This is a genomic window from Pseudomonas sp. Pseusp15, assembly GCF_059492165.1.
Genome location: NZ_CP168523.1, coordinates 6013809 through 6037326 on the forward strand (window position 1 = coordinate 6013809; position 23518 = coordinate 6037326).

General features: G+C 54.5%; 16 protein-coding genes, 6 tRNA genes and 2 rRNA genes. All 24 read left to right on the forward strand.

All coding sequences use genetic code 11. The features are described from left to right. Positions 1-46: 46 nt before the first annotated feature. The 24 genes from ACEN8R_RS27135 (at position 47) to rpsJ (ending at position 23508) form a co-directional block, all read left to right on the forward strand. A tRNA-Ile gene (locus tag ACEN8R_RS27135) sits at positions 47-123 on the forward strand. Positions 124-152: 29 nt separating this feature from the next. After that, positions 153-228: transfer RNA gene (locus tag ACEN8R_RS27140), tRNA-Ala, on the forward strand. A 246-nt stretch (positions 229-474) separates the two neighbouring features. Continuing rightward, a 23S ribosomal RNA gene (locus tag ACEN8R_RS27145) occupies positions 475-3366 on the forward strand. A gap of 155 nt (positions 3367-3521) precedes the next feature. After that, positions 3522-3637: ribosomal RNA gene (gene rrf / locus ACEN8R_RS27150) — 5S ribosomal RNA — on the forward strand. Positions 3638-3772: 135 nt separating this feature from the next. Next, the gene (birA, locus tag ACEN8R_RS27155; protein ID WP_018925649.1) at positions 3773-4732 is read left to right on the forward strand and encodes a bifunctional biotin--[acetyl-CoA-carboxylase] ligase/biotin operon repressor BirA; all 960 of its coding nucleotides are present in this window, start codon (positions 3773-3775) and stop codon (positions 4730-4732) included. Next, the gene (locus ACEN8R_RS27160; protein ID WP_018925650.1) at positions 4722-5471 is read left to right on the forward strand and encodes a pantothenate kinase; all 750 of its coding nucleotides are present in this window, start codon (positions 4722-4724) and stop codon (positions 5469-5471) included. Before birA ends, ACEN8R_RS27160 begins: the two co-directional genes overlap by 11 nt. 7 nt (positions 5472-5478) lie before the next feature. After that, positions 5479-5919 carry a hypothetical protein gene (locus ACEN8R_RS27165; protein WP_018925651.1) on the forward strand — a complete coding sequence of 147 codons (441 nt, stop codon included), beginning with the start codon at positions 5479-5481 and terminating at the stop codon, positions 5917-5919. A gap of 143 nt (positions 5920-6062) precedes the next feature. Further along, positions 6063-6147 (forward strand) — tRNA-Tyr (locus ACEN8R_RS27170). 24 nt (positions 6148-6171) lie between these two features. Continuing rightward, positions 6172-6245: transfer RNA gene (locus ACEN8R_RS27175), tRNA-Gly, on the forward strand. 26 nt (positions 6246-6271) lie between these two features. Continuing rightward, a tRNA-Thr gene (locus ACEN8R_RS27180) sits at positions 6272-6347 on the forward strand. Between the two features lie 174 nt (positions 6348-6521). Next, a tRNA-Trp gene (locus tag ACEN8R_RS27185) sits at positions 6522-6597 on the forward strand. 45 nt (positions 6598-6642) lie between these two features. Further along, positions 6643-7011 (forward strand): preprotein translocase subunit SecE, encoded by a 369-nt coding sequence (gene secE / locus ACEN8R_RS27190; protein ID WP_007933728.1) that lies wholly within the window; start codon positions 6643-6645, stop codon positions 7009-7011. A gap of 9 nt (positions 7012-7020) precedes the next feature. Next, positions 7021-7554: a transcription termination/antitermination protein NusG gene (gene nusG / locus ACEN8R_RS27195; protein ID WP_007933727.1), complete on the forward strand. Its 534-nt coding sequence runs from the start codon at positions 7021-7023 to the stop codon at positions 7552-7554. A gap of 117 nt (positions 7555-7671) precedes the next feature. After that, positions 7672-8103, forward strand: coding sequence for a 50S ribosomal protein L11 (gene rplK / locus ACEN8R_RS27200; RefSeq protein ID WP_007933726.1), 432 nt, complete (start codon positions 7672-7674; stop codon positions 8101-8103). Further along, complete coding sequence (gene rplA, locus ACEN8R_RS27205) at positions 8103-8798, forward strand: 50S ribosomal protein L1 (protein WP_007933725.1); 696 nt, start codon at positions 8103-8105, stop codon at positions 8796-8798. The genes rplK and rplA overlap by 1 nt, the downstream gene beginning before the upstream one ends. A gap of 198 nt (positions 8799-8996) precedes the next feature. Then, complete coding sequence (gene rplJ / locus ACEN8R_RS27210) at positions 8997-9497, forward strand: 50S ribosomal protein L10 (RefSeq protein ID WP_018925653.1); 501 nt, start codon at positions 8997-8999, stop codon at positions 9495-9497. A gap of 78 nt (positions 9498-9575) precedes the next feature. Further along, positions 9576-9941, forward strand: a complete 366-nt coding sequence (gene rplL / locus ACEN8R_RS27215; protein WP_018925654.1) for a 50S ribosomal protein L7/L12 — start codon at positions 9576-9578, stop codon at positions 9939-9941. A gap of 220 nt (positions 9942-10161) precedes the next feature. Beyond that, on the forward strand, positions 10162-14235 hold the full coding sequence (gene rpoB / locus ACEN8R_RS27220; protein WP_018925655.1) for a DNA-directed RNA polymerase subunit beta: 4074 nt from the start codon (positions 10162-10164) through the stop codon (positions 14233-14235). A gap of 64 nt (positions 14236-14299) precedes the next feature. Then, positions 14300-18499: a DNA-directed RNA polymerase subunit beta' gene (gene rpoC / locus ACEN8R_RS27225; protein WP_007933713.1), complete on the forward strand. Its 4200-nt coding sequence runs from the start codon at positions 14300-14302 to the stop codon at positions 18497-18499. 218 nt (positions 18500-18717) lie between these two features. Beyond that, complete coding sequence (gene rpsL, locus ACEN8R_RS27230; protein WP_003186084.1) at positions 18718-19089, forward strand: 30S ribosomal protein S12; 372 nt, start codon at positions 18718-18720, stop codon at positions 19087-19089. Positions 19090-19207: 118 nt separating this feature from the next. After that, positions 19208-19678: a 30S ribosomal protein S7 gene (gene rpsG / locus ACEN8R_RS27235; RefSeq protein ID WP_002555493.1), complete on the forward strand. Its 471-nt coding sequence runs from the start codon at positions 19208-19210 to the stop codon at positions 19676-19678. A gap of 30 nt (positions 19679-19708) precedes the next feature. Further along, positions 19709-21814, forward strand: a complete 2106-nt coding sequence (fusA, locus tag ACEN8R_RS27240) for an elongation factor G (protein ID WP_007933703.1) — start codon at positions 19709-19711, stop codon at positions 21812-21814. Between the two features lie 30 nt (positions 21815-21844). Beyond that, a complete protein-coding gene (tuf, locus tag ACEN8R_RS27245; protein ID WP_007933700.1) occupies positions 21845-23038 on the forward strand; it encodes an elongation factor Tu in 1194 nt (397 codons plus the stop codon). Between the two features lie 158 nt (positions 23039-23196). After that, positions 23197-23508: a 30S ribosomal protein S10 gene (gene rpsJ, locus ACEN8R_RS27250; RefSeq protein ID WP_003186070.1), complete on the forward strand. Its 312-nt coding sequence runs from the start codon at positions 23197-23199 to the stop codon at positions 23506-23508. Positions 23509-23518: the final 10 nt, after the last annotated feature.

Here is a 23518-nt window from a genome sequence, read left to right on the forward strand (position 1 = left end):
AATTGCTTGATTCATTGAAGAAGACGATACGAAGCAGCCCGAAATTGGGTCTGTAGCTCAGTTGGTTAGAGCGCACCCCTGATAAGGGTGAGGTCGGCAGTTCGAATCTGCCCAGACCCACCAATTTTGTGTGGGAACACCTGTAGAAATACGGGGCCATAGCTCAGCTGGGAGAGCGCCTGCCTTGCACGCAGGAGGTCAACGGTTCGATCCCGTTTGGCTCCACCACTACTGCTTCTGTTGTTGAAAGCTTAGAAATGAGCATTCCATCGTGATGATGGTGAATGTTGATTTCTAGTCTTTGGCTAGATCGTTCTTTAAAAATTTGGGTATGTGATAGAAAGATAGACTGAACGTTACTTTCACTGGTAACGGATCAGGCTAAGGTAAAATTTGTGAGTTGCTCTTAATTGAGCATGCGAATTTTCGGCGAATGTCGTCTTCACAGTATAACCAGATTGCTTGGGGTTATATGGTCAAGTGAAGAAGCGCATACGGTGGATGCCTTGGCAGTCAGAGGCGATGAAAGACGTGGTAGCCTGCGAAAAGCTTCGGGGAGTCGGCAAACAGACTTTGATCCGGAGATGTCTGAATGGGGGAACCCAGCCATCATAAGATGGTTATCTTGTACTGAATACATAGGTGCAAGAGGCGAACCAGGGGAACTGAAACATCTAAGTACCCTGAGGAAAAGAAATCAACCGAGATTCCCTTAGTAGTGGCGAGCGAACGGGGACTAGCCCTTAAGTTGATTTGAGATTAGCGGAACGCTCTGGAAAGTGCGGCCATAGTGGGTGATAGCCCTGTACGCGAAAATCTCTTGTCAATGAAATCGAGTAGGACGGAGCACGAGAAACTTTGTCTGAATATGGGGGGACCATCCTCCAAGGCTAAATACTACTGACTGACCGATAGTGAACTAGTACCGTGAGGGAAAGGCGAAAAGAACCCCGGAGAGGGGAGTGAAATAGATCCTGAAACCGTATGCGTACAAGCAGTGGGAGCCCACTTTGTTGGGTGACTGCGTACCTTTTGTATAATGGGTCAGCGACTTATTTTCAGTGGCGAGCTTAACCGAATAGGGGAGGCGTAGCGAAAGCGAGTCTTAATAGGGCGTCTAGTCGCTGGGAATAGACCCGAAACCGGGCGATCTATCCATGGGCAGGTTGAAGGTTAGGTAACACTGACTGGAGGACCGAACCGACTACCGTTGAAAAGTTAGCGGATGACCTGTGGATCGGAGTGAAAGGCTAATCAAGCTCGGAGATAGCTGGTTCTCCTCGAAAGCTATTTAGGTAGCGCCTCATGTATCACTGTAGGGGGTAGAGCACTGTTTCGGCTAGGGGGTCATCCCGACTTACCAAACCGATGCAAACTCCGAATACCTACAAGTGCCGAGCATGGGAGACACACGGCGGGTGCTAACGTCCGTCGTGAAAAGGGAAACAACCCAGACCGTCAGCTAAGGTCCCAAAGTTATGGTTAAGTGGGAAACGATGTGGGAAGGCTTAGACAGCTAGGAGGTTGGCTTAGAAGCAGCCACCCTTTAAAGAAAGCGTAATAGCTCACTAGTCGAGTCGGCCTGCGCGGAAGATGTAACGGGGCTCAAACCATACACCGAAGCTACGGGTATCACTTAGGTGATGCGGTAGAGGAGCGTTCTGTAAGCCTGTGAAGGTGAGTTGAGAAGCTTGCTGGAGGTATCAGAAGTGCGAATGCTGACATGAGTAACGACAATGGGTGTGAAAAACACCCACGCCGAAAGACCAAGGTTTCCTGCGCAACGTTAATCGACGCAGGGTTAGTCGGTCCCTAAGGCGAGGCTGAAAAGCGTAGTCGATGGAAAACAGGTTAATATTCCTGTACTTCTGGTTATTGCGATGGAGGGACGGAGAAGGCTAGGCCAGCTTGGCGTTGGTTGTCCAAGTTTAAGGTGGTAGGCTGGAATCTTAGGTAAATCCGGGATTCTAAGGCCGAGAGCTGATGACGAGTGTTCTTTTAGAACACGAAGTGGTTGATGCCATGCTTCCAAGAAAAGCTTCTAAGCTTCAGGTAACCAGGAACCGTACCCCAAACCGACACAGGTGGTTGGGTAGAGAATACCAAGGCGCTTGAGAGAACTCGGGTGAAGGAACTAGGCAAAATGGCACCGTAACTTCGGGAGAAGGTGCGCCGGTGAGGGTGAAGCATTTACTGCGTAAGCCCACGCCGGTCGAAGATACCAGGCCGCTGCGACTGTTTATTAAAAACACAGCACTCTGCAAACACGAAAGTGGACGTATAGGGTGTGACGCCTGCCCGGTGCCGGAAGGTTAATTGATGGGGTTAGCTAACGCGAAGCTCTTGATCGAAGCCCCGGTAAACGGCGGCCGTAACTATAACGGTCCTAAGGTAGCGAAATTCCTTGTCGGGTAAGTTCCGACCTGCACGAATGGCGTAACGATGGCGGCGCTGTCTCCACCCGAGACTCAGTGAAATTGAAATCGCTGTGAAGATGCAGTGTATCCGCGGCTAGACGGAAAGACCCCGTGAACCTTTACTATAGCTTTGCACTGGACTTTGAATTTGCTTGTGTAGGATAGGTGGGAGGCTTTGAAGCGTGGACGCCAGTTCGCGTGGAGCCATCCTTGAAATACCACCCTGGCAACTTTGAGGTTCTAACTCAGGTCCGTTATCCGGATCGAGGACAGTGTATGGTGGGTAGTTTGACTGGGGCGGTCTCCTCCTAAAGAGTAACGGAGGAGTACGAAGGTGCGCTCAGACCGGTCGGAAATCGGTCGTAGAGTATAAAGGCAAAAGCGCGCTTGACTGCGAGACAGACACGTCGAGCAGGTACGAAAGTAGGTCTTAGTGATCCGGTGGTTCTGTATGGAAGGGCCATCGCTCAACGGATAAAAGGTACTCCGGGGATAACAGGCTGATACCGCCCAAGAGTTCATATCGACGGCGGTGTTTGGCACCTCGATGTCGGCTCATCACATCCTGGGGCTGAAGCCGGTCCCAAGGGTATGGCTGTTCGCCATTTAAAGTGGTACGCGAGCTGGGTTTAGAACGTCGTGAGACAGTTCGGTCCCTATCTGCCGTGGACGTTTGAGATTTGAGAGGGGCTGCTCCTAGTACGAGAGGACCGGAGTGGACGAACCTCTGGTGTTCCGGTTGTCACGCCAGTGGCATTGCCGGGTAGCTATGTTCGGAATAGATAACCGCTGAAAGCATCTAAGCGGGAAACTAGCCTCAAGATGAGATCTCACTGGGACCTTGAGTCCCCTGAAGGGCCGTCGAAGACTACGACGTTGATAGGTTGGGTGTGTAAGCGCTGTGAGGCGTTGAGCTAACCAATACTAATTGCCCGTGAGGCTTGACCATATAACACCCAAGCAATTTGCTGATCCGAAAGGACACCAGATTGCGGTGTGTGAAGACGCAATGAACCGAAAGTTCGCAACCATTCACAAAAGCCGCACAAACTATCGCATACCCAATTTGCTGAAGCGTCGAAAGACGGTTCGGTACCCGAATTTCTTGACGACCATAGAGCATTGGAACCACCTGATCCCATCCCGAACTCAGAAGTGAAACGATGCATCGCCGATGGTAGTGTGGGGTTTCCCCATGTGAGAGTAGGTCATCGTCAAGATTAAATTCCGAAACCCCTATCTGCGTATGCAGGTAGGGGTTTTGTTTTGCCCGCAGGAAAACTGACGTTTAGGGTTTCTATGCAACTGCTCGGTGCATGGCTATCATGCGGGCCTCATTGTGAGGCGAGACTTGCATGCTGACGTTGTTAAAGCTTCTTAAGGATGGTCGATTCCATTCGGGCCAGGCCCTGGGCGTCGCCTTGGGCGTCAGTCGTAGCGCTGTATGGAAGCAGCTTCAGCATTTGGAGGCTGAGCTCGGCTTATCCATTCATAAAGTGCGCGGTCGCGGCTATCAGCTGGCTGCGCCATTGACGCTGCTTGATCCTGTCGAGATATGCGCGCGTGAGCCTTCCTGTGAGTGGCCCATCCTGGTCCTCGACTCAATTGACTCTACCAATGCTGAAGCTTTGCGCGCTATCGAGCGTGGCCAGATCGCGCCATTTCTGGTGCTTGCCGAGCGGCAAACGGCCGGTCGCGGACGGCGTGGACGCAAGTGGGTGAGTCCGTTCGCAGAAAACATCTATTACAGCCTGGTGTTGCGCATTGAGGGTGGGATGCGGCAACTGGAAGGCTTGAGTCTAGTTGTTGGGCTCGCCGTACTGCAGGCCTTGCGAGAGCTTGGTATTTCAGGCGCGGGTTTGAAGTGGCCTAATGATGTTCTGGTTGGTCAGAAAAAAATTGCTGGAATATTGCTCGAATTAGTGGGCGATCCTGCAGATGTGTGTCACGTAGTGATCGGTGTCGGGATCAATGTGAACATGCAGATGACTGATGAGGTTGACCAGCAGTGGACGTCCATGCGGCTCGAGTCGGGTAAGGCGGTTGATCGCAATCACCTGGTTGCGAAGTTGGGGGTGATGCTCCGGGCCTACTTGAGTCGCCACCAGGTCGACGGATTTCCGGCTATCCGGGCGGAGTGGGAGCAAAATCATCTATGGCAGGGGCGCGCCGTGTCGTTGATTGCTGGAGCTAGTCAGATAGATGGAGAGGTGTTGGGTATCGATGGTCAGGGTGCCTTGCGCTTGAAGGTGGATGGCGTGGAAAAAGTCTTTAGTGGTGGTGAGCTCAGCCTGAGGTTGCGTGATGATACTTGAGCTCGATTGTGGAAACAGTTTCATCAAGTGGCGTGTGCTCGGCGCGGATGTCGGGCGGGTGGTTGGTGAGGGTGTCGTTGATTCGGATCTCGCGCTGCTTGAGAGTTTGAAGGGGCTCAAGGGGCTCGCTCTCAAGCATTGTCGGTTAGTGAGTGTCAGAACCGCTGAAGAAACCGGAGCCTTGATCTCTTCGTTGACAGAGGCTTTCGGCGTTTCCGTGGTGTGTGCCACACCGGCTCGCGAAATGTCCGGGGTTCGTAATGGCTATGAAGAGTTCGAGCGGCTAGGACTTGATCGCTGGCTTGCAATGCTCGGAGGATTTCACCTGGCTTCAGGTGCTTGTCTGGTGCTTGACTTCGGTACCGCGGTCACTGCTGATTTTGTCGCTAGGGATGGCGAGCATCTTGGAGGCTTCATCTGTCCGGGAATGCCCTTAATGCGTAACCAGTTGCGTACTCATACCCGTAGAATCCGCTATGGCGACCTTGCTGCCGAGCGCGCTTTGGAGAGTCTTGTTCCTGGGCGTACTACCGTCGAGGCGGTCGAGCGAGGTTGTGTGCTGATGTTGAGGGGCTTTGTTCAGGCTCAGCTAGATTTGGCGCGCAGCTATTGGGGGGAGGATTTCGCTGTATTCCTCACAGGAGGAGATGCTGATCTGGTCTCCGAGATTGCGCCTGGGGCCAGGGTGGTTCCAGATCTGGTGTTTGTAGGGTTGGCTATGGCGTGTCCCTTGTCTTGAGGTTTTTATGCGTTGGTTGTTCCTGCTGCTGCTTGTTCTCAATGTGTTCTATTACGTCTGGCACCAACAGGAGGCCCCGCTTCGCGCGAAGGATGTGACCCCCTTGAGTATGTATCGGGGCTCTCAGCAGGACATTCGTTTGTTGAGCGAGGCGACTGATACGACCCGAGACAAAGGAAAATCCACGCAGCCGGAAAGCAGTTGTCTCTATCTGGGCGGCTCTGCCCGGCAGGAAGTCGCTCAGGCAATCGAGCATCGATTGAGTGGCATGGACATCAAGTTTCAGCCGTTGCCGAAGGACCTCCCTGAATATGCGGGTTACTGGGTGCGTGTGGCACCGGAAAGCCGGCGTTTGCTGGATGACTTGCAGTTGCAAAGCCTTTCTAAAGAATTCAATGAGTTAAAACATAAAATAATGCCGTGTGAGGGGGTTGCACCTGTCGAATAGTTTGCATAGAATGGCGCCCGCTTCGCAGTGAAGACCTTTTAAAGGTTGACGGTGCGAAGCGAGGTCAACGCAGCTAACCTCAGGTTTTTAATGAGAAAATGCTTGACAGAAGGCTGGCATAGTATAGAATGCCGGCTCGCTTAGGAGGGGTTCCCGAGCGGCCAAAGGGATCAGACTGTAAATCTGACGTCTACGACTTCGAAGGTTCGAATCCTTCCCCCTCCACCATTTTTAGCGAGAGCTGCAAGCTCCGCGGGTATAGTTTAGTGGTAGAACCTCAGCCTTCCAAGCTGATGATGCGGGTTCGATTCCCGCTACCCGCTCCAGGTTTGCAGGTCCTGCAAAGTGTTACGCTCTTGTAGCTCAGTTGGTAGAGCACACCCTTGGTAAGGGTGAGGTCAGCGGTTCAAATCCGCTCAAGAGCTCCATATAACAAGGCAGATATGAAAATATCTGCCTTTGTTTTAATGGCTTGTAGATGCGCGTTGTTGCCTGAGAGGGTGTTGTGCATCTTTGGTGCTGGTGTGCATGGCCAGGATCGATGAGTAAATTGTTGTAAAGTCTTTTTCGGGCCGGCATAATGGTCGGCCTGATTTTGTTTTAGGTCAGTAGCTCAATTGGCAGAGCGACGGTCTCCAAAACCGTAGGTTGGGGGTTCGATTCCCTCCTGACCTGCCAGATTCACCAGGTGTGTCTGGCTTTCTTTTCACAGGATCTTCATAGATGACTCCTAAAGCTGAAGCTCAAGGCTCTCGCTTCGATCTACTCAAGTGGCTGGTAGTAGTTGCTTTGGTGATTGTTGGCGTTGTTGGCAATCAGTATTACTCTGCTTCGCCGATCCTGTACCGCGTGCTCGCTTTGCTGGTCATTGCTGCTGTAGCTGCCTTTGTAGGCCTGCAGACGGTTAAGGGCAAGTCTTTCTTTGTACTGGTTAAGGAAGCGCGCACCGAGATTCGTAAAGTCGTTTGGCCAACTCGCCAAGAAACTACGCAGACCACGTTGATCGTTGTGGCTGTTGTTCTGGTTATGGCGTTGCTGTTGTGGGGGCTTGATTCCCTGCTCGGTTGGCTTGTTTCCTTGATCGTCGGCTAAGGGTGTCCCGTGGCTAAGCGTTGGTACGTTGTGCATGCTTACTCCGGTTACGAGAAGCATGTCATGCGTTCGTTGATCGAGCGCGTAAAGCTGGCTGGCATGGAAGATGGCTTCGGCGAAATTCTGGTTCCCACTGAAGAAGTGGTTGAGATGCGTAATGGCCAGAAGCGCAAAAGCGAACGCAAATTCTTCCCTGGTTATGTGCTGGTTCAGATGGACATGAACGAGGGTACTTGGCACTTGGTCAAGGATACTCCTCGGGTGATGGGCTTCATCGGTGGTACTGCCGACAAGCCTGCACCAATCACAGATAAAGAAGCAGAAGCGATTCTGCGTCGCGTTGCTGATGGTAGCGACAAGCCGAAGCCGAAGACGTTGTTCGAGCCGGGTGAGTCGGTACGTGTCAACGACGGGCCGTTTGCCGATTTTACCGGCACGGTTGAAGAGGTTAACTACGAAAAGAGCCGGATCCAAGTGGCGGTGCTCATTTTCGGTCGCTCTACTCCGGTAGAGTTGGAGTTCAGTCAGGTCGAAAAGGTCTAGCTGAGCAAGCATCCCAACCCCGCAGCCCTAGGCTGTGGGGTTTTGTCGTCACTGGGATAAACGCGCAAGTAACCGGGGAGCCTTTCGAGGCGTTTGAACCCGTAATTGGAGTGCCTCATGGCCAAGAAGATTACCGCTTACATCAAGCTGCAAGTGAAGGCCGCTCAGGCTAACCCAAGCCCACCTGTTGGTCCTGCTCTGGGTCAGCACGGCGTGAACATCATGGAATTCTGCAAGGCTTTCAACGCCCGTACTCAGGGTCTTGAGCCAGGTCTGCCGACTCCAGTGATCATCACTGTCTACAGCGACCGTAGCTTCACGTTCGAAACCAAATCCACTCCTGCTTCGGTTTTGCTGAAGAAGGCTGCTGGTCTGACTAGCGGTTCCGCTCGTCCGAACACCGTTAAGGTTGGCACTGTGACTCGTGCTCAGCTGGAAGAAATCGCGAAAACCAAAAACGCGGATCTGACTGCAGCTGATATGGAAGCAGCCGTGCGTACTATCGCCGGTTCTGCTCGTAGCATGGGCCTTAACGTGGAGGGTGTGTAATGGCTAAGCTGACCAAGCGTCAAAAGGCTATCGCCGGCAAAATCGAAGCAGGCAAGGCCTACAACTTTGTAGACGCTGCTGCTCTGCTGTCCGAGCTGTCGACTGTCAAGTTCAGTGAGTCGTTCGACGTAGCTGTGAACCTGGGTGTTGACCCGCGTAAATCCGACCAGGTCGTTCGTAGCGCTACCGTGCTGCCGCACGGTACCGGCAAGACCGTTCGCGTTGCTGTGTTCACTCAGGGTCCAGCTGCCGAGGCCGCTCTGGCTGCCGGCGCTGACCGTGTAGGTATGGACGACCTGGCTGCCGAAATGAAAGGCGGCGACCTGAACTATGACGTAGTGATCGCATCCCCGGATGCAATGCGCGTTGTAGGTCAGTTGGGTCAGATCCTCGGTCCACGTGGTCTGATGCCTAACCCTAAAGTCGGCACAGTAACTCCAGACGTAGCTACCGCGGTTAAAAACGCCAAGGCTGGTCAGGTTCGTTATCGCACCGACAAAAACGGCATCATCCACACTTCCGTTGGCAAAGTCGGCTTCGATGCCGTCAAGCTGAAGGAAAACGTTGAAGCCCTGATCGCTGATCTGAAGCGTATCAAGCCAGCTTCCTCGAAAGGTATTTACGTCAAGCGCGTTACCCTGAGCACTACTATGGGTCCAGGTCTGGTCATCGACCAGGGTTCGCTCGACGCGTAAGACGCAGGTTGGCGCAAGTAATTGCGCCAATTGAAAGATTGGGGTCCCTGCCTGGCGGGGGCTATCCAAGACCGTAGGCGACGCAAGTCTTAAACCTCAAGCCTACGCAGATGGTGCTCCCGGTTCCTTACCGAATCAGACACCAAAACGACATCCGGTTTCGACTGGATGAAACGGTAACAAGCAGGAGTTAAACCCGTGGCAATTAAACTCGAAGACAAGAAGGCCATCGTCGCTGAAGTCAACGAGGCTGCCAAAGTCGCTCTGTCCGCTGTCGTGGCTGATGCCCGTGGCGTAACAGTAGGCGCGATGACCGGACTCCGTAAAGAGGCTCGTGAAGCTGGCGTTTATGTACGTGTCGTACGTAACACCCTGCTCAAGCGCGCTGTTGCTGACACTGAATTCAGTGTCCTCAACGACGTGTTCACCGGCCCTACCCTGATTGCATTCTCCAAAGAACATCCAGGCGCTGCTGCCCGGATTTTCAAAGAGTTCGCCAAGGGTCAGGACAAGTTCGAGATCAAGGCAGCTGCGTTTGATGGCAAGTTCCTTGCCGCTAACCAGATCGACGTGTTGGCTACCCTGCCGACCCGCGACGAAGCTATTGCGAAACTGATGAGCGTGATCCAAGGCGCTACCAGCAAGCTGGCTCGTACCCTGGCAGCCGTTCGCGACCAGAAAGAAGCTGCTGCTGCCTAAGGCACAGCGAGACCTTTCAAAATCATATGTTTAATTTGATGGCTGCGTAAGCTGTCACCCCAATACAGGATTCAAGTCATGTCTCTGACTAACGAACAAATCATCGAAGCAATCGGCCAGAAAACCGTTCTGGAAGTTGTTGAGCTGATCAAAGCAATGGAAGAAACCTTCGGCGTTACCGCTGCTGTTGCTGCTGCTGGTCCAGCTGCTGCTGCCGCTGTTGTTGAAGAGCAAACTGAATTCAACGTCATGCTGACCGAAGCTGGCGAGAAGAAAGTTAACGTGATCAAGGCTGTACGTGAACTGACCGGTCTGGGCCTGAAAGAAGCCAAGGCTGTAGTTGACGGCGCTCCTGCCATGGTTCTGGAAGCTGTTGCCAAAGACGCAGCTGACAAAGCCAAAGCAGCTCTGGAAGAAGCAGGCGCTAAAGTCGAGCTGAAATAAGCATCGACTTTGCTCCTCCAGCCCGAGCGTTAAGCGAAAGGCTGATGGCTGGTGGCTCTTGCCACCGGCCTTTTTCCGTTATTGGCAGCCGACTGGGTCGGTGCTGGTAACGAGCTGTATCCACCCGATGTGGTGGCGCAAACCATGGGGTTTGCACGATTTTCTGGCTGCTCCCGTCGGGAGGGGCCAAACAAGCAGGTGACCAAGCTGGGGAACGCTGATGGCTTACTCATATACTGAGAAAAAACGTATCCGCAAGGACTTTAGCAAGTTGCCGGACGTCATGGATGTGCCGTACCTCCTGGCCATCCAGCTGGATTCGTATCGTGAATTCTTGCAAGCGGGAGCGACTAAAGATCAGTTCCGCGACGTGGGCCTGCATGCGGCCTTCAAATCCGTTTTCCCGATCATCAGCTACTCCGGCAATGCTGCGCTGGAGTACGTCGGTTATCGCCTGGGCGAACCGGCATTTGATGTCAAAGAATGCGTATTGCGCGGTGTAACTTACGCCGTACCTTTGCGGGTAAAAGTGCGCCTGATCATTTTCGACAAAGAATCGTCGAACAAAGCGATCAAGGACATCAAAGAGCAAGAAGTCTACATGGGTGAAATCCCCCTGATGACTGAGAACGGTACCTTCGTAATCAACGGTACCGAGCGTGTAATCGTTTCCCAGCTGCACCGTTCCCCGGGCGTGTTCTTCGACCACGACCGTGGCAAGACGCACAGCTCCGGCAAACTGCTGTACTCCGCGCGCATCATTCCTTACCGCGGTTCGTGGCTGGACTTCGAGTTCGACCCGAAAGATTGCGTATTTGTGCGTATCGACCGTCGCCGCAAGCTGCCTGCATCGGTACTGCTGCGCGCGCTGGGCTATACCACTGAAGAAGTGCTGGACGCGTTCTACACCACCAACGTCTTCCATGTGCAGGGTGAAAACCTCAGCCTGGAACTGGTGCCTCAGCGCCTGCGTGGTGAAATTGCTGTCCTCGATATTCAGGATGACAAAGGCAAGGTTATTGTCGAGCAAGGTCGTCGTATTACCGCTCGCCACATCAACCAGCTGGAAAAAGCCGGGATCAAAGAGCTGCAAGTGCCTCTGGACTACGTCCTGGGTCGCACTACCGCCAAGGTCATCGTGCATCCGGCTACCGGCGAAATCCTGGCAGAGTGCAACACCGAGCTGAACACCGAAATCCTGGCAAAAATTGCCAAGGCGGGCGTTGTTCGCATCGAAACTCTGTACACCAACGATATCGACTGCGGTCCGTTCGTCTCCGACACCCTGAAGATCGACTCCACCAGCAACCAATTGGAAGCGCTGGTCGAGATCTATCGCATGATGCGTCCAGGCGAGCCGCCAACCAAGGACGCTGCCGAGACACTGTTCAACAACCTGTTCTTCAGTCCTGAGCGCTATGACCTGTCTGCGGTCGGCCGGATGAAGTTCAACCGTCGTATCGGTCGTACCGAGATCGAAGGTTCGGGCGTGTTGTGCAAAGAAGACATCGTCGCGGTTCTGAAGACTCTGGTCGACATCCGTAACGGTAAAGGCATCGTCGATGACATCGACCACCTGGGTAACCGTCGTGTTCGCTGCGTAGGCGAAATGGCCGAGAACCAGTTCCGCGTTGGCCTGGTACGTGTTGAGCGTGCGGTCAAAGAGCGTCTGTCGATGGCTGAAAGCGAAGGCCTGATGCCGCAAGACCTGATCAACGCCAAGCCAGTGGCTGCGGCGGTGAAAGAGTTCTTCGGTTCCAGTCAGCTGTCCCAGTTCATGGACCAGAACAACCCGCTGTCCGAGATCACCCACAAGCGTCGTGTCTCTGCACTCGGCCCAGGCGGTTTGACTCGCGAACGTGCAGGCTTCGAAGTCCGTGACGTACACCCGACTCACTACGGTCGTGTATGCCCGATTGAAACGCCGGAAGGTCCGAACATCGGTCTGATCAACTCCCTGGCCGCCTATGCGCGCACCAACCAGTACGGCTTCCTCGAGAGCCCGTACCGCGTGGTGAAAGACGCTCTGGTCACCGACGAGATCGTTTTCCTGTCCGCCATCGAAGAAGCTGATCACGTGATCGCTCAGGCTTCGGCCACGATGAACGACAAGAAAGTCCTGATCGACGAGCTGGTAGCTGTTCGTCACTTGAACGAGTTCACCGTCAAGGCGCCGGAAGATGTCACCTTGATGGACGTGTCGCCGAAGCAGGTAGTTTCGGTTGCTGCGTCGCTGATCCCGTTCCTTGAGCACGACGACGCCAACCGTGCGTTGATGGGTTCGAACATGCAGCGTCAAGCTGTACCAACCCTGCGTGCTGACAAGCCGCTGGTAGGTACCGGCATGGAACGTAACGTGGCTCGCGACTCCGGCGTTTGCGTCGTGGCTCGTCGTGGCGGCGTGATCGATTCCGTCGACGCCAGCCGTATCGTGGTTCGTGTTGCTGATGATGAAGTTGAAACCGGCGAAGCTGGTGTCGACATCTACAACCTGACCAAGTACACCCGCTCCAACCAGAACACCTGCATCAACCAGCGTCCGCTGGTGAGCAAAGGTGATCGGGTTCAGCGCAGCGACATCATGGCCGACGGTCCGTCCACCGATATGGGTGAGCTGGCTCTGGGTCAGAACATGCGCATCGCGTTCATGGCATGGAACGGCTTCAACTTCGAAGACTCCATCTGCCTGTCCGAGCGTGTTGTTCAGGAAGACCGTTTCACCACGATCCACATCCAGGAACTGACCTGTGTGGCGCGTGACACCAAGCTTGGGCCAGAGGAAATCACTGCAGACATCCCGAACGTGGGTGAAGCTGCACTGAACAAGCTGGACGAAGCCGGTATCGTTTACGTAGGTGCTGAAGTAGGCGCAGGCGACATCCTGGTAGGTAAGGTCACTCCGAAAGGCGAGACCCAGCTGACTCCGGAAGAAAAACTGCTGCGTGCGATCTTCGGTGAAAAAGCCAGCGACGTTAAAGACACCTCCCTGCGTGTGCCTACCGGCACCAAGGGTACTGTCATCGACGTACAGGTCTTCACTCGTGACGGCGTTGAGCGTGATGCTCGTGCACTGTCGATCGAGAAGACTCAACTCGACGAGATCCGCAAGGACCTGAACGAAGAGTTCCGTATCGTTGAAGGCGCTACTTTCGAACGTCTGCGTTCCGCTCTGGTCGGCCACAAAGCCGAAGGCGGCGCCGGTCTGAAGAAAGGTCAGGAAATCACCGACGAAGTTCTCGACGGTCTTGAGCACGGCCAGTGGTTCAAGCTGCGCATGGCTGAAGATGCTCTGAACGAGCAGCTCGAGAAGGCTCAGGCCTACATCGTTGATCGCCGCCGTCTGCTGGACGACAAGTTCGAAGACAAGAAGCGCAAGCTGCAGCAGGGCGATGACCTGGCTCCAGGCGTGCTGAAAATCGTCAAGGTTTACCTGGCAATCCGTCGCCGCATCCAGCCGGGCGACAAGATGGCCGGTCGTCACGGTAACAAGGGTGTGGTCTCCGTGATCATGCCGGTTGAAGACATGCCGCACGATGCCAATGGCACCCCGGTCGACGTCGTCCTCAACCCGTTGGGCGTACCTTCGCGTATGAACGTTGGTCAGATCCTTGAAACCCACCTGGGCCTCGCGGCCAAAGGTCTGGGCGAGAAGATCAACCGGATGGTCGAAGAGCAGCGTAAGGTTGCTGAACTTCGCACCTTCCTGGACGAGATCTACAACCAGATCGGCGGTCGTAACGAAGATCTGGATAGCTTCTCCGACCAGGAAATTCTGGATCTGGCGAAGAACCTGCGTGGCGGCGTTCCAATGGCCACTCCAGTGTTCGACGGCGCCAAGGAAAGCGAAATCAAGGCCATGCTGAAACTGGCAGACCTGCCAGAAAGCGGCCAGATGCAGCTGACCGACGGCCGTACCGGCAACAAGTTCGAGCGCCCGGTTACTGTTGGCTACATGTACATGCTGAAGCTGAACCACTTGGTAGACGACAAGATGCACGCTCGTTCTACTGGTTCGTACAGCCTGGTTACCCAGCAGCCGCTGGGTGGTAAGGCGCAGTTCGGTGGTCAGCGTTTCGGGGAGATGGAGGTCTGGGCACTGGAAGCATACGGTGCTGCTTACACTCTGCAAGAAATGCTCACAGTGAAGTCGGACGATGTGAACGGCCGGACCAAGATGTACAAAAACATCGTGGACGGCGATCACCGTATGGAGCCGGGCATGCCCGAGTCCTTCAACGTGTTGATCAAGGAAATTCGTTCCCTCGGCATCGATATCGATCTGGAAACCGAATAACACGTGACGCGAATCGAGAGCGGGGCAGGATTGCCCGCTCTCTGCTCCGCCAGGAGGAAAGGCCTTGAAAGACCTACTGAATTTGCTGAAAAACCAGGGTCAAGTCGAAGAGTTCGACGCCATCCGTATTGGATTGGCATCGCCTGAGATGATCCGTTCGTGGTCGTTCGGTGAAGTTAAAAAGCCGGAAACCATCAACTACCGTACGTTCAAACCTGAGCGTGACGGCCTGTTCTGCGCCAAGATCTTTGGCCCGGTAAAGGATTACGAGTGCCTGTGCGGTAAGTACAAGCGCTTGAAGCACCGTGGTGTGATCTGCGAGAAGTGCGGCGTTGAAGTCGCGCTGGCAAAAGTTCGTCGTGAGCGCATGGCGCACATCGAGCTGGCCTCGCCAGTAGCCCACATCTGGTTCCTGAAATCGCTGCCGTCCCGTATCGGCTTGCTGATGGACATGACCCTGCGTGATATCGAGCGCGTTCTCTACTTCGAGAGCTATGTCGTTATCGATCCAGGCATGACCACCCTTGAAAAGGGTCAGCTGCTCAACGACGAGCAGTACTTCGAAGCGCTGGAAGAGTTCGGCGACGATTTCGATGCCCGCATGGGTGCCGAAGCTGTCCGTGAACTGCTGCACGCTATCGACCTGGAACACGAGATTGGCCGTCTGCGTGAAGAGATTCCGCAAACCAACTCCGAAACCAAAATCAAAAAGCTGTCCAAGCGTCTGAAGTTGATGGAAGCCTTCCAGGGTTCCGGCAACCTGCCAGAGTGGATGGTGCTGACCGTTCTGCCGGTTCTGCCGCCAGATCTGCGTCCACTGGTCCCATTGGATGGCGGTCGTTTCGCGACTTCCGACCTCAACGATCTGTATCGTCGAGTGATCAACCGTAACAACCGTTTGAAGCGCCTGCTTGATCTGTCCGCTCCGGACATCATCGTGCGCAACGAAAAGCGTATGTTGCAGGAAGCCGTCGACGCACTGCTCGACAACGGTCGTCGTGGCCGCGCTATCACCGGTTCGAACAAGCGTCCTCTGAAATCCCTGGCTGACATGATCAAGGGTAAGCAAGGTCGTTTCCGTCAGAACTTGCTCGGTAAGCGTGTTGACTACTCCGGTCGTTCGGTAATTACCGTAGGTCCGACCCTGCGTCTGCACCAGTGCGGTCTGCCGAAGAAGATGGCTCTCGAGCTGTTCAAGCCGTTCATTTTCGGCAAGCTGGAAATGCGTGGTCTTGCTACCACCATCAAAGCGGCCAAGAAGATGGTTGAGCGTGAGCTGCCAGAGGTTTGGGACGTTCTCGCTGAAGTGATTCGCGAACACCCGGTTCTCCTCAACCGTGCACCGACCCTTCACCGTCTGGGTATCCAGGCGTTTGAACCGGTACTGATCGAAGGTAAGGCTATCCAGCTGCACCCTCTGGTCTGTGCTGCGTACAACGCCGACTTCGACGGCGACCAAATGGCCGTGCACGTACCGCTGACGCTGGAAGCCCAGCTGGAAGCGCGTGCGTTGATGATGTCGACCAACAACATTCTGTCGCCAGCCAACGGTGAGCCAATCATCGTTCCTTCGCAGGACGTTGTATTGGGTCTGTACTACATGACTCGTGAAGCGATCAACGCCAAAGGCGAAGGTCGTGTGTTCGCGGATCTGCAGGAAGTTGACCGTGTGTTCCGTGCCGGCGAAGCCGCGCTGCACGCCAAGGTCAAGGTGCGGATCAACGAAACCGTGAACGATCGTGATGGCGGCAGCGTGACCAACACTCGTATCGTCGACACTACCGTCGGCCGTGCGCTGTTGTTCCAGGTTGTGCCAAAAGGTCTGTCCTTCGACGTCGTCAACCTGCCGATGAAAAAGAAAGCGATCTCCAAGCTGATCAACCAGTGCTACCGCGTGGTTGGTTTGAAAGAGACCGTGATCTTCGCTGACCAGTTGATGTACACCGGTTTTGCCTATTCGACCATCTCCGGCGTTTCCATCGGTGTTAACGACTTCGTTATCCCGGATGAAAAAGCCCGCATCATCGGTGCCGCCACCGACGAAGTGAAAGAGATCGAAAGTCAGTACGCCTCCGGCCTGGTAACCCAGGGCGAGAAGTACAACAAAGTGATCGACCTTTGGTCCAAGGCGAACGACGAAGTTTCCAAGGCGATGATGGCCAACCTCTCGAAAGAGAAAGTCATTGACCGCCATGGCGTCGAAGTTGACCAGGAATCCTTCAACTCGATGTACATGATGGCCGACTCGGGCGCACGGGGTTCTGCTGCGCAGATCCGTCAGCTCGCCGGTATGCGTGGCCTGATGGCCAAGCCGGACGGTTCCATCATCGAAACGCCGATTACTGCGAACTTCCGTGAAGGTTTGAGCGTACTTCAGTACTTCATCTCTACTCACGGTGCTCGTAAAGGTCTGGCGGATACCGCGTTGAAAACTGCGAACTCCGGTTACCTGACTCGTCGTCTGGTAGACGTGGCGCAGGATCTGGTTGTGACCGAGATCGATTGCGGTACCGAACATGGCCTGGTAATGACTCCGCACATTGAAGGCGGTGACGTTGTTGAGCCGTTGGGTGAGCGCGTATTGGGTCGTGTCATTGCCCGTGACGTATTCAAGCCAGGTACCGAGGAAGTTATCGTTCCTGCCGGCACTCTGGTAGACGAGAAGTGGGTCGAGTTCATCGAGCTGAACAGCATCGACGAAGTGATCGTGCGTTCGCCGATCAGCTGCGAAACCCGCTACGGCATTTGCGCCAAGTGCTACGGCCGTGACTTGGCTCGTGGTCACCAGGTGAACATCGGTGAAGCGGTCGGCGTTATCGCTGCCCAGTCCATCGGTGAGCCGGGTACCCAGCTGACCATGCGTACGTTCCACATCGGTGGTGCGGCAAGCCGGACCTCCGCAGCCGACAGCGTTCAGGTGAAGAATGGCGGTACCGTCCGTCTGCATAACCTGAAGCACGTTGAGCGAGTGGACGGTTGCCTGGTTGCTGTGTCCCGTTCCGGTGAGCTGGCAATCGCTGATGACTTCGGTCGTGAGCGTGAGCGCTACAAGCTGCCGTACGGTGCTGTGATTTCGGTTAAAGAAGGTGACAAGGTCGACGCTGGCGCAATCGTGGCCAAGTGGGATCCGCACACTCACCCAATCGTTACCGAAATGAAAGGTACCGTGACCTACGTGGGTATGGAAGAAGGCATCACGATCAAGCGTCAGACTGACGAATTGACCGGTATGACCAACATTGAAGTACTCGATGCCAAAGACCGTCCAGCTGCCGGTAAAGATATCCGTCCTGCTGTGAAGATGGTTGATGACAACGGCAAGGATCTCTTGCTGCCGGGTACCGACGTAATTGCTCAGTACTTCCTGCCTGCTAACGCCCTGGTCGGTGTAGCGGACGGTGCGAAAATCGCGATCGGTGATGTTATCGCTCGTATTCCGCAAGAGACTTCGAAGACCCGTGACATCACCGGTGGTCTGCCGCGTGTTGCCGACTTGTTCGAAGCCCGTCGTCCGAAAGAAGCCTCGATTCTGGCTGAAGTCAGCGGCACCATCGCGTTCGGTAAAGAGACCAAAGGCAAGCGCCGTCTGGTTATCACCCCGAACGACGGTAGCGATCCGTACGAAGAGCTGATTCCGAAGTGGCGTCACCTGAACGTCTTCGAAGGCGAACAGGTAAACCGCGGCGAAGTTATCTCCGACGGTCCGAGCGATCCACACGACATCCTGCGTCTGCTGGGTGTGAGTGCGCTGGCCAAGTACATCGTGAACGAGATCCAGGACGTTTACCGTCTGCAAGGCGTGAAGATCAACGACAAGCACATCGAGACCATCCTGCGTCAGATGCTGCGTAAAGTTGAGATCGCTGAATCCGGCGATTCCAGTTTCATCAAGGGCGACCAGATGGAATTGACTCACGTGCTGGTAGAGAACGAGCGTCTGAGCAATGAAGACAAATTTGTCTCCAAGTTCACTCGTGTTCTGCTGGGTATCACCAAGGCGTCGTTGTCCACCGAATCGTTCATCTCGGCGGCTTCCTTCCAGGAAACCACTCGCGTACTGACCGAGGCGGCGGTAACCGGCAAGCGCGATTACCTGCGCGGCCTGAAAGAAAACGTGGTCGTGGGTCGTCTGATCCCGGCCGGTACCGGTCTGGCTTATCACAGCGAGCGCAAGCGCCGCCGTGATGCTGACAAACCGTTGCGCGTGAGCGCCAGTGAAGTGGAAGCTGCACTGACCGAAGCGCTGAACTCGAGCGGTAACTGAGTTCTGCGGTAGTAAATGAGTGCAGGCCCTGATCGCTCCGTTCATCCAGTCGAGACAATTTGTCGAGGTTGGATGGGGGGAGAGGTCGGGGCCTTGCCTTGACTGGGGGCAAGATCCTCTTTAGACTCTTGTACCCCTAAATTTGGCGGGGATTCGTTCCTGCCATTTTGCTTTTCTTGCAAGACAATAGCGTCGCAAGACAACAGTGGAGCTAGTAGATGGCAACTATCAACCAGCTGGTACGTCAGCCGCGTAAGCGTATCGTCGAGAAATCCGACGTGCCTGCGCTGCAGAACTGCCCGCAACGTCGTGGCGTATGCACCCGTGTGTATACCACTACGCCGAAAAAACCTAACTCGGCACTGCGTAAAGTATGCCGTGTGCGTCTGACCAACGGTTTCGAGGTTTCCTCGTACATCGGCGGTGAAGGCCACAACCTGCAAGAGCACAGCGTGGTACTGATCCGCGGCGGTCGTGTAAAAGACTTGCCAGGTGTTCGTTACCACACCGTTCGCGGCTCTTTGGATACTTCCGGCGTTAAAGGTCGTAACCAAGGTCGTTCGAAGTACGGTACCAAGCGTCCGAAGTAATAGTCGCTTGCAGCAAAAAACCGATTTCTATTTTTCTGAGTCGATAAGAGTAAGGTCGGAGGCGTCCCGAAAGGGCACCGATTCCGAGCGAACCTGAAGACCGTTTGAGGGCTTATCCATGCCAAGAAGACGCGTAGCAGCCAAGCGCGAAGTGCTTGACGATCCAAAATACGGAAGCCAAATCCTGGCCAAGTTCATGAACCACGTGATGGAAAGCGGCAAAAAAGCCGTTGCCGAGCGTATCGTTTATGGCGCGCTGGAAAAGGTTAAAGAACGCAAGAACAGCGACCCCCTGGAAATCTTCGAGAAAGCTCTCGACGCCATCGCTCCGCTGGTCGAAGTAAAGTCGCGCCGTGTAGGCGGTGCTACTTACCAGGTTCCGGTCGAAGTTCGTCCGTCCCGTCGTAACGCGCTGGCAATGCGCTGGTTGGTAGACTTCGCCCGTAAGCGCGGCGAGAAGTCTATGGCTCTGCGTTTGGCTGGCGAACTGTTGGACGCTGCTGAAGGTAAAGGTGCTGCTGTTAAGAAGCGTGAAGACGTGCACCGTATGGCTGAAGCCAACAAGGCTTTCTCGCACTACCGCTTCTAATTTTAGCTTCACTAATTTTGCGAGGGCTTTATGGCTCGTACTACTCCGATTAGCCGCTACCGTAACATCGGTATCGTTGCTCACGTGGATGCTGGTAAAACCACCACCACCGAGCGCGTCCTTTTTTACACTGGCAAAAGTCACAAAATGGGCGAGGTGCATGACGGCGCCGCGACCACAGACTGGATGGTGCAGGAGCAGGAGCGTGGTATTACCATTACTTCTGCTGCTATCACCGCCTTCTGGAAAGGTTCTGAGAAGCAGTACTCGCACGAACACCGTTTCAACGTTATCGATACCCCGGGCCACGTAGACTTCACTATTGAAGTTGAACGCTCCCTGCGCGTACTCGACGGCGCTGTCGTTGTGTTCTGCGGTACTTCGGGTGTTGAGCCTCAGTCGGAAACCGTATGGCGTCAGGCCAACAAGTACGGCGTTCCACGTCTTGTTTACGTAAACAAGATGGACCGTGCTGGCGCTAACTTCCTGCGCGTGATCGGTCAGATCAAGCAGCGTCTGGGTCACACTCCGGTGCCAATCCAGTTGGCTATCGGTTCCGAAGACAACTTCCAGGGTCAGATCGATCTGATCAACATGCAAGCTGTCTACTGGAATGACTCTGACAAGGGTATGGTCCCTGTTCGCAAGGACATTCCTGCCGAGCTGCAAGAGCTGGCTGAAGAGTGGCGCAGCAACATGGTCGAGGCTGCGGCCGAAGCCAACGAAGAGCTGATGAACAAGTATCTCGAAGGGGAAGAGCTCTCCATCGAGGAAATCAAGGCCGCTCTGCGTCAGCGTACTATCGCTGGTGAGATCGTTCTGGCTGTTTGCGGTTCTTCCTTCAAGAACAAGGGTGTTCCCCTGGTTCTCGACGCCGTTATCGACTTCCTGCCTGCTCCTACCGACATTCCTGCTATCAAGGGTTCCAACCCGGATAACGAGGAAGAGGAAATGGAGCGTCATGCAAGCGACGACGAGCCTTTCGCGGCTCTGGCGTTCAAGATCGCTACCGACCCATTCGTGGGTACCTTGACCTTTGTTCGGGTTTACTCGGGCGTGTTGGCCTCCGGCGACGGCGTGATCAACTCGGTAAAAGGCAAGAAAGAGCGCGTGGGTCGTATGGTGCAAATGCACGCAAACGCCCGTGAAGAAATCAAGGAAGTACGCGCTGGTGACATCGCGGCCTTGATCGGCATGAAGGACGTCACCACTGGTGAAACTTTGTGCAACGCTGACAAGCCAATCATCCTGGTTCGCATGGACTTCCCGGAGCCGGTTATTTCGGTTGCCGTAGAGCCTAAGACCAAGGATGACCAGGAAAAAATGGGTATCGCTCTGGGCAAGCTTGCTCAGGAAGACCCGTCTTTCCGCGTCAAAACTGATGAAGAGACTGGTCAAACGATCATCTCCGGCATGGGCGAGCTGCACCTGGACATCCTGGTTGACCGGATGCGCCGTGAGTTCAACGTCGAAGCCAACATCGGTAAGCCTCAAGTTTCGTACCGTGAGCGCATCACGAAGAGCTGCGAAATCGAAGGCAAGTTCGTTCGTCAGTCCGGCGGTCGTGGCCAGTTTGGTCATTGCTGGATCCGTTTTGCACCTGCTGACGAAGGTCAGGAAGGTCTGCAATTCCTGAACGAAGTAGTGGGTGGTGTGGTTCCTAAGGAATACATCCCGGCTATCCAGAAGGGTATCGAAGAGCAGATGAAGAACGGTGTTGTTGCCGGCTATCCGCTGATCGGCCTGAAGGCTACCGTGTTTGATGGTTCTTACCACGACGTCGACTCGAACGAGATGGCGTTTAAGGTGGCTGCTTCCATGGCGACCAAGCAACTGGCCCAGAAGGGTGGTGGTGAGTTGCTTGAGCCGATCATGGCGGTAGAGGTTGTTACGCCTGAAGACTATATGGGTGACGTGATGGGCGACCTTAACCGTCGTCGCGGCATGATTCTGGGTATGGAAGATACGGTTTCCGGTAAAGTAATTCGTGCCGAGGTTCCGTTGGGCGAGATGTTCGGTTATGCGACCGACGTTCGTTCCATGTCTCAGGGTCGCGCAAGCTACTCTATGGAATTCAAAAAATACAATACGGCTCCGTCGCACATCGTCGAAACCGTTACCAAAAAACAAGGCTGATTCAGTCCTTTAGGCAAGGAGTTAATTGTCGTGGCTAAAGAAAAATTTGATCGTTCCCTACCGCACGTCAACGTTGGCACTATCGGTCACGTTGACCACGGTAAAACCACTCTGACCGCTGCTCTGACTCGCGTCTGCTCCGAAGTTTTCGGTTCGGCTCGTGTTGACTTCGACAAGATCGACAGCGCACCAGAAGAGAAAGCTCGCGGTATCACCATCAACACCGCTCACGTTGAGTACAACTCGAAGATCCGTCACTACGCTCACGTTGACTGCCCAGGTCACGCTGACTATGTGAAGAACATGATCACCGGTGCTGCTCAAATGGACGGCGCTATCCTGGTTTGCTCGGCCGCTGATGGTCCGATGCCACAAACCCGTGAGCACATCCTGCTGTCCCGTCAGGTAGGCGTTCCGTACATCGTGGTTTTCCTGAACAAGGCTGACCTGGTAGACGACGCTGAGCTGCTGGAACTGGTTGAGATGGAAGTGCGCGATCTGCTGAGCACTTACGACTTCCCAGGCGACGACACTCCAATCATCATCGGCTCCGCTCGTATGGCGCTGGATGGTCTGGACGATAACGAGATGGGCACCACTGCCGTCAAGAAACTGGTTGAAACTCTGGACAGCTACATCCCAGAACCAGTTCGTCTGACTGACAAGCCGTTCCTGATGCCAATCGAAGACGTATTCTCGATCTCGGGTCGCGGTACTGTTGTGACTGGTCGTATCGAGCGCGGTATCGTTCGCGTTCAGGATCCACTGGAAATCGTTGGTCTGCGTGACACTACCGTCACCACCTGCACCGGTGTTGAAATGTTCCGCAAGCTGCTCGACGAAGGTCGTGCTGGCGAGAACTGCGGCGTGCTGCTGCGCGGCACCAAGCGTGATGACGTGGAGCGTGGTCAGGTTCTGGTTAAGCCGGGTACCGTTAAGCCGCACACCAAGTTCACCGCAGAAGTTTACGTTCTGAGCAAGGAAGAAGGCGGTCGTCACACTCCGTTCTTCAAAGGCTACCGTCCACAGTTCTACTTCCGTACTACTGACGTGACTGGTAACTGCGAACTGCCAGAAGGCGTTGAAATGGTAATGCCAGGCGATAACATTCAAATGACTGTTACCCTGATCAAAACCATCGCAATGGAAGACGGTCTGCGTTTCGCTATTCGCGAAGGCGGCCGTACCGTTGGTGCTGGCGTTGTAGCTAAAATCATCGAGTAAGCTTCTCTTTTGAGATAGCTTCGATGCTTTGAAAAAGCCCCCGCTTAGCGGGGGCTTTTTTATTGGGTTGACACCTATCGGGGGCGTCTATAGAATTGCGCCTCCTTTTAACGGGCGTATTGCGCCCGGTGGGAATAGCAGCCGGAGTCTGAAATCCAATGCAAAATCAGCAAATCCGTATCAGGTTGAAGGCTTTTGACCATCGCCTGATCGACCAATCCACCCAGGAAATCGTGGAAACCGCGAAACGTACTGGTGCTCAAGTGCGTGGTCCAATTCCACTGCCTACCCGTAAAGAGCGGTTCACCGTTCTGGTCTCCCCGCACGTCAACAAAGACGCGCGTGACCAGTACGAGATCCGTACTCATAAGCGCGTTCTGGACATCGTCCAGCCAACGGATAAAACCGTTGATGCTCTTATGAAGCTTGATCTTGCGGCCGGTGTGGAAGTGCAGATCAGCCTCGGCTAAGACTCGGTCT

What these genes read in the sequence shown, in the direction of transcription:
- birA (WP_018925649.1), top strand. Translation starts at nt 3,773, where the DNA reads ATGCTGACGTTGTTAAAGCTTCTTAAGGATGGTCGATTCCATTCGGGC.
- ACEN8R_RS27160 (WP_018925650.1), top strand. Translation starts at nt 4,722, where the DNA reads ATGATACTTGAGCTCGATTGTGGAAACAGTTTCATCAAGTGGCGTGTG.
- ACEN8R_RS27165 (WP_018925651.1), top strand. Translation starts at nt 5,479, where the DNA reads ATGCGTTGGTTGTTCCTGCTGCTGCTTGTTCTCAATGTGTTCTATTAC.
- secE (WP_007933728.1), top strand. Translation starts at nt 6,643, where the DNA reads ATGACTCCTAAAGCTGAAGCTCAAGGCTCTCGCTTCGATCTACTCAAG.
- rplK (WP_007933726.1), top strand. Translation starts at nt 7,672, where the DNA reads ATGGCCAAGAAGATTACCGCTTACATCAAGCTGCAAGTGAAGGCCGCT.
- rplA (WP_007933725.1), top strand. Translation starts at nt 8,103, where the DNA reads ATGGCTAAGCTGACCAAGCGTCAAAAGGCTATCGCCGGCAAAATCGAA.
- rplL (WP_018925654.1), top strand. Translation starts at nt 9,576, where the DNA reads ATGTCTCTGACTAACGAACAAATCATCGAAGCAATCGGCCAGAAAACC.
- rpoB (WP_018925655.1), top strand. Translation starts at nt 10,162, where the DNA reads ATGGCTTACTCATATACTGAGAAAAAACGTATCCGCAAGGACTTTAGC.
- rpsL (WP_003186084.1), top strand. Translation starts at nt 18,718, where the DNA reads ATGGCAACTATCAACCAGCTGGTACGTCAGCCGCGTAAGCGTATCGTC.
- rpsG (WP_002555493.1), top strand. Translation starts at nt 19,208, where the DNA reads ATGCCAAGAAGACGCGTAGCAGCCAAGCGCGAAGTGCTTGACGATCCA.
- fusA (WP_007933703.1), top strand. Translation starts at nt 19,709, where the DNA reads ATGGCTCGTACTACTCCGATTAGCCGCTACCGTAACATCGGTATCGTT.
- rpsJ (WP_003186070.1), top strand. Translation starts at nt 23,197, where the DNA reads ATGCAAAATCAGCAAATCCGTATCAGGTTGAAGGCTTTTGACCATCGC.